The organism is Trichloromonas sp. (genome assembly GCF_034006665.1).
GTDB lineage: Bacteria > Desulfobacterota > Desulfuromonadia > Desulfuromonadales > Trichloromonadaceae > Trichloromonas.
Genome location: NZ_JAVESI010000043.1, coordinates 20,047 through 29,663, shown reverse-complemented (window position 1 = coordinate 29,663; position 9,617 = coordinate 20,047). Strand labels below are relative to the sequence as shown.

The 9,617-nt window shown below is 40.2% G+C and carries 8 protein-coding genes and 1 pseudogene; 4 read left to right on the top strand and 5 right to left on the bottom strand.

Annotation, left to right across the window (positions count from 1 at the left end; all coding sequences use genetic code 11):
- The 5 genes and pseudogenes from RBR25_RS14350 to rpmH form a co-directional block, all read right to left on the bottom strand.
- Positions 1-439: pseudogene (locus tag RBR25_RS14350) on the bottom strand (ISL3 family transposase); the annotation flags it as partial.
- 265 nt (positions 440-704) lie between these two features.
- Positions 705-2,306, bottom strand: coding sequence for a membrane protein insertase YidC (gene yidC, locus RBR25_RS14345; protein ID WP_432820238.1), 1,602 nt, complete (start codon positions 2,304-2,306; stop codon positions 705-707).
- A 27-nt stretch (positions 2,307-2,333) separates the two neighbouring features.
- Complete coding sequence (gene yidD, locus RBR25_RS14340) at positions 2,334-2,546, bottom strand: membrane protein insertion efficiency factor YidD (RefSeq protein ID WP_432820237.1); 213 nt, start codon at positions 2,544-2,546, stop codon at positions 2,334-2,336.
- A 15-nt stretch (positions 2,547-2,561) separates the two neighbouring features.
- A complete protein-coding gene (gene rnpA, locus RBR25_RS14335; protein ID WP_432820240.1) occupies positions 2,562-2,888 on the bottom strand; it encodes a ribonuclease P protein component in 327 nt (108 codons plus the stop codon).
- A gap of 27 nt (positions 2,889-2,915) precedes the next feature.
- Positions 2,916-3,065 carry a 50S ribosomal protein L34 gene (rpmH, locus tag RBR25_RS14330; RefSeq protein WP_432820236.1) on the bottom strand — a complete coding sequence of 50 codons (150 nt, stop codon included), beginning with the start codon at positions 3,063-3,065 and terminating at the stop codon, positions 2,916-2,918.
- Positions 3,066-3,360: 295 nt separating this feature from the next.
- Between rpmH and dnaA the strand changes: the two genes are divergently transcribed.
- From dnaA to gyrB, 4 genes are all read left to right on the top strand, one after another.
- Entirely contained in the window at positions 3,361-4,725 is a 1,365-nt protein-coding gene (gene dnaA, locus RBR25_RS14325; protein WP_432820235.1) for a chromosomal replication initiator protein DnaA, read from the top strand.
- 222 nt (positions 4,726-4,947) lie between these two features.
- Complete coding sequence (gene dnaN / locus RBR25_RS14320; protein WP_432820234.1) at positions 4,948-6,069, top strand: DNA polymerase III subunit beta; 1,122 nt, start codon at positions 4,948-4,950, stop codon at positions 6,067-6,069.
- Positions 6,070-6,075: 6 nt separating this feature from the next.
- A complete protein-coding gene (gene recF, locus RBR25_RS14315; RefSeq protein ID WP_432820233.1) occupies positions 6,076-7,170 on the top strand; it encodes a DNA replication/repair protein RecF in 1,095 nt (364 codons plus the stop codon).
- An 18-nt stretch (positions 7,171-7,188) separates the two neighbouring features.
- Positions 7,189-9,570 carry a DNA topoisomerase (ATP-hydrolyzing) subunit B gene (gene gyrB, locus RBR25_RS14310; protein ID WP_432820232.1) on the top strand — a complete coding sequence of 794 codons (2,382 nt, stop codon included), beginning with the start codon at positions 7,189-7,191 and terminating at the stop codon, positions 9,568-9,570.
- The last annotated feature ends 47 nt before the right edge of the window (positions 9,571-9,617 follow it).

Here is a 9,617-nt window from a genome sequence, read left to right as displayed (position 1 = left end):
TTTCGTCGATGCCGATGGCTGTTATATCGTCCAGATTCCGGTTGGCCAGACCCCAGGCAACAGCCATCTTTACCGAGCGAAAGACGTTGTCCCAAGAGGTCTGAAAGGCCTCGGCCGTCTCTTTCCAGGAGAGCCGCTTGGCCCATTTGGCAAGAAACCAGGCATAGGTCGTGGTCAGGTGGTTTTTCCCTTCAGCCCATGGAACCCGTTCCACCTTGACACCGCAGGCCGGGCAGTCGACCCGCCGCAGGGCATACAGGAAGAATACGGAGATGCCCCATAACGGAACAAACTCAAAACGCCTGACCGGCAAGGTCTCGTAACCGGGGCCGGGATTGCCGCAAACCGAACAAAGAGGACGGCTTCCCTGGCGAGGTCGAATCCAGATTTCAAGGAGTAACCCCTTTGCCTTTTCAACCAAACAGATGGGACCGTACACAAAGCCATGATGCAATTGAATCCGATTCAGTATAACTTGAGCAGCATCCCGTTCTCCTTTTCCAGCGCTGGTTTTCTTGGTCGAAACCCATACTGCCGGATTTGAAGACGGGATGCTCTTTTTTTGTTGCCCCGGTAGCTGCTCAAGTTGCCATTTCCTAGAATCTACCCACAAATTCAGCGGAAGAACCGAAAAAATTATAGGACCATAAAGCCTAAGGCCCGGATATTCCGGGCCTTAGGCTTTTAGATTATGACCGGACAAACTAAGCGGCAGGTTTTTTATGAATGATATACTGCTGAAGAATCGTCAGCAGGTTATTCACCAACCAGTAAAGGACCAACCCGGAAGGAAAATTAAGGAATAGAAAAGTGAAAATAACCGGCATGAGCATAAAAATTCGAGCCTGAGTCGGATCCATGGTACTGGGCGTCAACTTTTGCTGAATAAACATGGTAGCACCCATAATTAATGGCGTCACATAATAAGGATCCTTCAGCGATAGATCACTGATCCAAAGAAGAAAAGGCGCCTGACGCAATTCGATTGCATCCATTAGAACCTTATAAAGAGCAAAGAAAACTGGAATCTGCACTAACATCGGCAAACATCCGCCCAGAGGATTAACACGGTGTGTTTTATAAAGTTCCATCAATTCACGATTCTGACGTTCACGATCATTTTTGAACTTAGCACGAATTTTTTGCATTTCCGGCTGCAATTTCTGCATATCCTTCATCGATGCATAGGATTTATGCGTCAAGGGCCAGAAAAGCAATTTAATGATAACCGTTAAAAGAATAATAGCAAAACCATAGTTTCCTAAGAAGGAATGGAAAAACTTCAGAACATAAAGTAGAGGTTTAGAAATGGGAGTAAAGAAACCAAAATCTATGGCCTTAACTAAATCATAATTGACATCTTTAAGTATATGAATATCCCGAGGTCCGAAATAGAGGAGAAACTCCTGTCGATAAGACTGTCCTACAGGAACTTCAGCCACCTTGGATTCAAGAATATTACGTACATTTCCGGAAACATGATCTACATGAACCTTGTCAATAGATGCAGAAAGAGGAATGACCGCCTGAATAAAATATTTACTCTCAAAAGCACTCCACTTTAATCCATCAGAATAATGGCGAGACTCCGTGATTAGATCCTCAGGATCATCCTTCTGAATATCTTCACCAACAAGAGTGACTGGACCGACGAAAGTAAAACTATCCGGCTTGTGTTCTTTACTCCAAGGAGTGACGAGGCCAAGACAGTGACGTCCTTTGACAACTTGGGAAGAATTATTGGAAAAAATAAATTCGAGCTGAAAAGGATATCGATTACCATAAAAAGAATAGATTTTTTCGATGCGAAGACCATCAGCACGTTGATGAAAAAATCGGATACGACCTTGTTCGTCACCTGCAAGTTCCAGTTGGTCAGTAGATGCATCGACATAAAAAAGCAAATCTTCAGAAAAACCAAAATCTTCCATACCTGAAGAAACCAGGTTTGGAGTATTGTCAACCAAAGTAACTAGGGGAGCATCAAACGCGCTCTTTTGTCTAAATTCCTTAGTAACAAAAGAGATCAAAGAAGCTCCACGAGACGAAAAAACTGCTTTAAATAAATCATTTTCTACGACAATTTCACGAAAACCAATAGATTCGGGAGACATCGGAATCACGGATTCAACAGGGACAGACGGTGTAAATTCGAGGCTTGCAGGTTGATCTACTTCCACTTTATGGATAGTAGAAGTTTCCAAAGCGACATTATTTACAGATGGAGTCGGAGTCATAAAAAAACTGAAGCCAAACCAGACGGCAAGCATCAGCATCAATGCAATAACTGTATTTTTATTTTCCATGACAGAACTCCACAAGGAAGAGTAATATTACTCAACGGGATCATAACCACCAGGGTTATATGGATGACAACGACATATGCGCCGGAAAGATAGACTCAGACCTTTACATAAACCATATTTTTGAATAGCTTGGTAAGCGTAATCAGAACAGCTTGGATAAAAACGACAGGTAGGGGCCTTGAAGGGAGAAACAAAGCGACGATAGAAAATTATCAGTATGAGGAAAATTTTTTTGAACATGAAATATCCGGCATATCAACTCGTCAGCAGATATTTTATTTCTGACAATACTTGACCATAACTGAGAGAAGGTGACTCTTTTTTCGCAATGATGGAAATATTCACACAAGGTTTGATAGATAAATAATGTATTCGAAAAACTTCCCGCAACAAACGTTTAACCCGATTACGTTGAACGGCCCCACCAATTTTGCGGCTAACAGTAATACCTAGCCTGGTGGGGCCGACCATATTGTCCCTGATAATAATGATGAAATGATCCGTATGATATTTTTTCCCTCGATTCCAGGCATCGTTGAATTCCCGCCGCCGAGTCAATCGGTGCGAAAAGGGAAAAGTCAAAAAAGTCAATTTTAGTTTCCCAGAAATTTACTTGATGGGTATGTCGACAACTAGGCGCTTGCGACCCTTGGCACGACGACGCTTAAGTACGATACGTCCATTAGCAGTCTGCATGCGCTTACGGAAACCATGAGTACGTTTTCTTTTTACATTGCTAGGTTGGTATGTGCGTTTCATACAAATACTCCTTGATTGCTGATGTATTCCACAAGAGGCGAATTATTAAACATAGAAGGAAAAGAAAGTCAAGAAAATAAAAAACTAGGAGATTAAGAAGATTAGGGAAGGAGTATTCTTCTGCTGGGGAAAGAGGGGGCCTGAACAAAAATGATGTTGCAAAAAAAGCGACTCTCTGCTAATTTGAGAGCCTCGTAAAAACAATCGTAATATATGTAAATTATTGTTTTTAAAAAGAAAAAATATATATCAACAGATGTGAATAATTCTGTGGATATTTTTTAGAAAAGAAATCATGTCAAAGAACAAATACTGGCAAGATTGCCTGTCGACACTTGAAAAAAAATTATCCAAACAAAATTTTTCAACGTGGATCAGACCTATTCGTTTAAAAGAAATAACGAATAACCTAATACATCTTGAAGTACCCAATAGGTTTGTCCGAGATTGGATTAATGAAAATTATCAAGAATTGATTGAAAAAACTCTCAACCAAATCATTGGCGAAAAATACCACTTAAAATTAGAAATTTCTACAACAAAAAATACCAATTTAGATACTAACTCAGAAAAAAACGTATCCTTTCCCCTAAAGGAAAACACCGAACAATTTATTCTGGAAGTTAAAAAAAACAACTCATGTCTTTATTTGAACGATAAATATACATTTACAGATTTTGTTCCGGGTTCTTCAAATCAGTTTGCCTACGCAGCAGCAATGGCAGTGGCTAACAATCCCGCTACAACCTATAATCCACTTTTCATCTATGGTGGTGTTGGTTTAGGAAAAACTCATATTATTAATGCTATCGGAAATGAAATAATAAATAAAAACAAAAATCTGAAAGTTTGTTATTATTCATCTGAAAAATTCATGAATGAACTTATTAACTGTTTACGCTACGCGAAAATGGATGAATTTCGCCATAAATTTCGTTCAATGGATGTTTTATTAATCGATGATGTCCAATTTATAGCTGGTAAAGAAAGAACTCAGGAAGAATTTTTTCATACCTTTAATGCTCTTTACGAATCACATAAACAAATAGTCGTTACCTCAGATAAATTTCCAAAAGATATACCAGGTTTGGAAGAGCGGTTGCGCTCAAGATTCGAATGGGGTTTGATTGCCGACATTCAACCACCGGATATAGAAACCAAACAGGCAATTCTAAAGATGAAAGCCGATCAGAACGGTATATTTTTGCCAGAAGACGTTACCCTTTTTCTTGCCAATTCGATTAGCAGTAATGTTCGCGAACTAGAGGGTTATCTGATCAGAATCGGTGCTTATGCAAGTCTGACATCGACACCAATAAATCTGAATATGGCCAAAGAAATTCTTAAAAATATCCTTATCGAAAAAAATAAAGAAATTACCATCGAAGAAATACAGAAAAATGTTGCAGCTTATTTTTCAGTGAAAGTATCAGATTTAAAATCTGCAAAACGTTTAAAAGCTTTAGTAATTCCTCGTCAAATTGCCATGTATATTTCACGTCAACTCACCTCCTATTCCTATCCAGAAATAGGCGACCGATTTGGCGGAAAAGATCATTCAACCATCATCCACGCTATAAAAAAAATAGAAAAACAGATCGAAGAAGACTACCAATTAAAAATAACAATTGAAAATCTTAAAAATTCTTTAAGTCAATAAAAATGAGAAAAAGCTGTTGATAAAACAGTGAATAAGTGGAAATTTTAGTTTTATCCACAAATCTGCTAGAAAAAATTTTATCTATAAGATTTTTTATAAACAAGTTAACATACTGAAATAAATAATATAATTTAAATTATCAAGTAATCCACAAGCATCTACTATTATGTACTTATAAGATTATTAAAACATATAGTAATAATGTCTGTGATAGGAGAAAAAATGGAATTTACAATAGAAAAAGAAGTTTTTTATAAAGGATTATCTAAAATTCAGGGGATAGTAGAAAAAAAAAATACCATTCCTATTCTCTCAAATGTATTAATTGAAACAAATCTAAACGGTATATATTTAACTGCAACAGATCTTGAAGTAGGAATAAAAGCTTTTTATCCTGCTAATATTAAAAAAAATGGTAAAATTACAATATCAGCGAAAAAACTATATGAAATAACAAAAGAACTACCAGATAAAAATGTTACTTTTAAAGTAAAAGAAAATAGTTGGATAGAAATAAAATGTGATAAGTCCATATTTAAAATTGTTGGATTAGCCGCAGATGAATTTCCCTATTTTCCTGAACCAGAAAATGATCAATTCATAAATATAAAAAGTAGTCTTATAAAAGAAATGATAGATAAAACATATTTTTCAATATCTACAGATGAAACTAAATACAATCTTAATGGAATTTTTTTCAAGTCAGAGGATACAGACAAAGGAGAAAAACTGTTATCACTAATAGCAACCGATGGTCATAGATTATCTATGATCAAAAAAAACATTCAAAATAATCAAATAAAAGAATTAGATAAAGGTGTAATTTTCCCTAAAAAAGGAATTTATGAATTAAAAAAAATTGCAGAAGATGGAGAGTCTGATTTAAAAATAGGTTTTATGGATAATAATGCTGTAATTAAGAAAGAAAATATCTTTATAATAATGCGATTAGTTGATGGAGAATTTCCTGATTATAAAAGAGTAGTACCATTGAATAACAATTTAATTGTTACAATAAACAGAAATTCACTATTCCATTCCCTTAAAAGAATATCGATCTTATCTAACGAAAAATCTAAGGGTATAAAAATAAACTTAAAAGAAAATTTAATGGAAATTTCTTCTTCGAATTCAGATTATGGTGAAGCCCATGAAGAAGTTGATATCGATTATAACGGCCCTGAATTAACTATAGGTTACAATGCTCGATACATCATCGATGTTCTACAAACTCAGGAGTCAGAAAAAATTCAAATAAATATCAAAGATAATTTATCACCCGGATTAATAAAATGTTTTGATGATGATGATTATCTTGCTGTCATCATGCCTATGCGTCTTTAATATAAAATGAAAATTAAAAATATAAATCTGGTTAATTTTAGAAACATGGCCAGATTAGATTGGACACCTGATTTACGTTTGAATGTCATTATTGGTGACAATGCTCAAGGTAAAACAAGTATTCTTGAATCTATATATCTAGCTGTTTATTTAAAGAGTTTCAGATCTGCCCGAAATGAAAATCTCATTCAGTATAATAAAAGAACTGCTGTCATTAACATCAATTTAAGAAGTTTCGATATAGATCGAATTATAAAAGTAATAATTCGAAAAGAAAGAAAAGAGGTGCATCTCAACGATAAAAAACCTGATTCATATCAGGATTTTTTTTCTGGGCTTTCTCCAGTTCTTTTTTCTCCAGAAGAACTTCAATTGATTGGGGGGGCTCCTGGAGGACGAAGAACGTTTCTTGACCGAGCTGTTTTTCAGGGAAATAGATCTTTCATCCAAGCAAGTATCGAGTATGCTCGGCACTTGCGCCAAAGAAATAAACTTTTGAAAGAAGGAAGAACATCGGATGAAATTTATCCATGGACTCTCGGGTTAATTCGTACTGGTATCATAATTCGTGCGGAGCGTATTCATTATCTGGAACGACTGAATCCTTTTTTTATGGAAGTCTTTCGCCTTGTTACTGATAACCGAGAATCAGCTGAAATTGAATATCCATTTAAGGACAGAAATATAATTTTTCTTGAAAATGAATCATTCAAGGAATTTGAGCGTTCTCGAGAACGTGAGATCATTTGGAAACAGACTTTAGTTGGGCCTCATCGTGATGATCCAGTATTTATGATCAACGGAAAACCATTAAGACAGTATGCATCACAAGGTCAGCAACGTTCTTTTATACTAGCTTTTAAAATTGCACAAATCATTGAGCTTGAACAGAGAACGGGAGAAATTCCCGTATTGCTTCTCGATGATCTCACCAGCGAACTAGATCAGAAAAGGCAAAAATTTTTTTTAGATTTCATTCAACAGCGGAGTGGGCAGGTTTTTATTACAACCACGGATGTTGATCCCCTGATTAGGAGGGGTCTGACAGAAGGGTCTTTTTATGCTATTGAGGGCGGTGTAATGCGCTCCGTGGCAAACTAAGGAAAGAAGCGCGAAGGTATGACTCAGGAAAAAACTTATCAGGCAGACAGTATCAAGGTCCTTGAAGGGCTCGCGGCGGTCCGGAAAAGGCCGGCTATGTATATCGGATCGACCGGTCCTATGGGTCTTCATCACTTGGTCTACGAAGTTGTCGACAATTCCATTGATGAAGCACTGGCTGGTTACTGTAATGAGGTCTTTGTCATTATTCATGTCGATGGTTCCGTTACCGTGGAAGATAACGGTCGGGGAATTCCTGTCGATATGCATCCAACCCAGTTTAAATCGGCGGCGGAAGTGGTCATGACGGTTCTTCATGCCGGAGGTAAATTTGACAGCGATTCTTACAAGGTTTCCGGGGGACTGCATGGTGTCGGTGTCTCTGTAGTTAATGCTCTCTCGATTCGTCTCGACCTTGAAATAAGACGCAATGGTCATGTTTACCGGCAAAGTTATGAGCGCGGGGTGCCGCAGGCGCCGTTGGCCAAGGAAGGGCAAACGACGAAACGGGGAACCCGCATTACCTTCTGGCCGGACAGCGAAATCTTCGAAACGACTGAATTTTCTTTTGAAATATTATCTCAGCGTTTGCGGGAACTGGCTTTTCTCAACGCTGGTGTGCGTATTCATATTAAGGATGAACGCAGCGAAAAACACCACGATTTTCACTACGAAGGCGGTATTGCTTCGTTTGTTGAATATCTGAACCGGGCGAAGACACCAATCCATCCCAAGCCGATCTATTTTTCCGGCACTAAGGAAGGGGTGGAGATGGAAGTCGCCATCCAGTACAACGACGGCTATGATGAAAAGGTTTTTTCCTTCGCCAATAATATCAACACACATGAGGGGGGAACGCACCTGATTGGATTCAAGGCGGCGTTAACTCGGACGATGAATACCTATGCTGGCGCCAATAACCTGCTCAAAAATATCAAAACCTCAGTTTCGGGGGATGACCTGCGGGAGGGAATGACGGCAGTTATTTCCGTTAAAGTGCCCGAACCCCAATTTGAGGGTCAGACAAAGACGAAACTTGGTAATTCGGAAATAAAGGGTTACGTCGAGAGTCTGATGAATGAAAAACTCGCGGTTTACCTCGAAGAAAACCCCAGCGTCGCCAAACGGATCCTCGAAAAAGGGATTGAGGCGGCCCGCGCCCGGGAAGCGGCCCGCAAGGCGCGGGATCTGACCCGGCGCAAGGGGGCTTTGGAAGGACTTTCTTTGCCGGGAAAACTGGCGGATTGCCAGGAAAAGGATCCTGCCTTGTGTGAAATCTACCTGGTCGAGGGAGATTCCGCCGGCGGCAGCGCCAAGCAGGGGCGGGATCGCCGCTATCAGGCGATTCTCCCCCTGAAAGGGAAGATCCTCAATGTCGAAAAGGCGCGTTTTGACAAAATGCTTACCTCCAACGAAATTCGTACCCTGATCACCGCCATGGGAACGGGGATCGGTAAGGAGGATTTCGACATCGCCAAGCTGCGCTACCATCGTATCATCATTATGACGGACGCCGATGTCGACGGTTCCCATATCCGTACCCTGCTTCTGACCTTTTTCTTCCGGCAGATGCACGAGATCATCGAACGCGGCCATCTTTATATCGCCCAACCTCCCCTTTACAAGGCTAAGCGTGGAAAAAAGGAAATTTATCTGAAGGACGAAGCGGCGCTTCTCGAATACCTGCTCAATGAAGGGGTTGAAGGCATTTCCGTGCAGATGGAGCAAAGCGGCAAGGTGATTCGCGGCAAGCAGATCATTCCGACGTTGCGGAATATCATCGATTACAACAACCTCTTCGACAAGATTACCCACAAAGGCGTCAACCGCGAGGTGTTGCGTATTTTTGTTACCGGCAAGGTCCAGAACGGCTTTGCCGACATGACTGATCTCGCGCCTCTGGCGGAAAAACTCAAAGCGATTGAGCCGCGCGCCAATTTCCAGGTTTTACAGGATCCAGCGCGACTGCTTTTTACTCTCGGCAACGTGCGGGCGCGGATCGATCAGCACATCCTGGAGATACTTTCTTCCCACGAGTACAAGCTGCTGTTGCAGGCGTATCGCTTAGTGGAAGATCTCTGCCGGGACGAGCGGGCCTTCATCTCCTCGGAAGGAAAAGAGGAAGGAATCGTCGGCGACCGTCAGGAACTGCTTGATTTCTTTTTTGAGCGCGCCAAGAAAGGTCAATATATCCAGCGTTATAAAGGGCTGGGGGAGATGAATCCGGAGCAACTGTGGGAAACGACCATGGATCCGGAAAAGCGGATGCTGCTGCAGGTAAAGATCGAGGACGCCATCGCCGCCGACGACATTTTTACCGTGCTCATGGGGGACCAGGTGGAACCCCGCCGGGAATTCATTGAAAACAACGCTCTCAACGTCTCCAATCTCGACATCTAGGCAGAAGAATCCGGACCGCAAACAAGCGCTGAAAGGTCCGGGTTTTC

Coding starts and splice junctions, on each gene's coding strand:
- yidC (WP_432820238.1), bottom strand. CDS start 2,306: ATGGAAAATAAAAATACAGTTATTGCATTGATGCTGATGCTTGCCGTC.
- yidD (WP_432820237.1), bottom strand. CDS start 2,546: ATGTTCAAAAAAATTTTCCTCATACTGATAATTTTCTATCGTCGCTTT.
- rpmH (WP_432820236.1), bottom strand. CDS start 3,065: ATGAAACGCACATACCAACCTAGCAATGTAAAAAGAAAACGTACTCAT.
- dnaA (WP_432820235.1), top strand. CDS start 3,361: ATGTCAAAGAACAAATACTGGCAAGATTGCCTGTCGACACTTGAAAAA.
- dnaN (WP_432820234.1), top strand. CDS start 4,948: ATGGAATTTACAATAGAAAAAGAAGTTTTTTATAAAGGATTATCTAAA.
- recF (WP_432820233.1), top strand. CDS start 6,076: ATGAAAATTAAAAATATAAATCTGGTTAATTTTAGAAACATGGCCAGA.
- gyrB (WP_432820232.1), top strand. CDS start 7,189: ATGACTCAGGAAAAAACTTATCAGGCAGACAGTATCAAGGTCCTTGAA.